Source organism: Mesorhizobium sp. M1E.F.Ca.ET.063.01.1.1, from assembly GCF_003998155.1.
In the GTDB taxonomy this organism is placed as follows: domain Bacteria; phylum Pseudomonadota; class Alphaproteobacteria; order Rhizobiales; family Rhizobiaceae; genus Mesorhizobium.
The window spans coordinates 1-378 of sequence record NZ_RZSC01001816.1 but is presented as its reverse complement, the minus strand read 5'-3'; the positions used below and the strand labels follow the sequence as shown (position 1 = coordinate 378).

Here is a 378-nt window from a genome sequence, read left to right as displayed (position 1 = left end):
GTGCGGGCTGATCTCCCTCCTTGAGGGGGAGATGGCCGGCAGGCCAGAGGGGGTCGCCTGCGACAGTCTCGGCCTCGTTGGCAGAGACTGAGACTTCACCTCCGACCCCTCTCCGGCTCGCTTGTCTCGCTCCGCTCAACGCGCTCTCCGACCCTCCCCTCAAGGGAGAGGATAAGGCCGGTGCTGGCCATTGGAATGGCGCCAAATCCTCATAGCCCTCAGCATTGATCCCGGCATAAGCGCCGATATCAAAATCCCGCGCGCCATCATTTTCATAACCCGACAGCGCGGCGTGCTCGGCGAAGATCTCGCCCGGCGCGGCATGGGAAAACGCCTCGGCAAATCCCATCCGCTTCGCCACCTCGGCAACGATCCACC

1 pseudogene is annotated in these 378 nt (G+C 63.8%); it reads right to left on the bottom strand.

The features are described from left to right. A pseudogene (locus EOA29_RS43715) lies at positions 1 to 378 on the bottom strand (nitrate reductase); the annotation flags it as partial.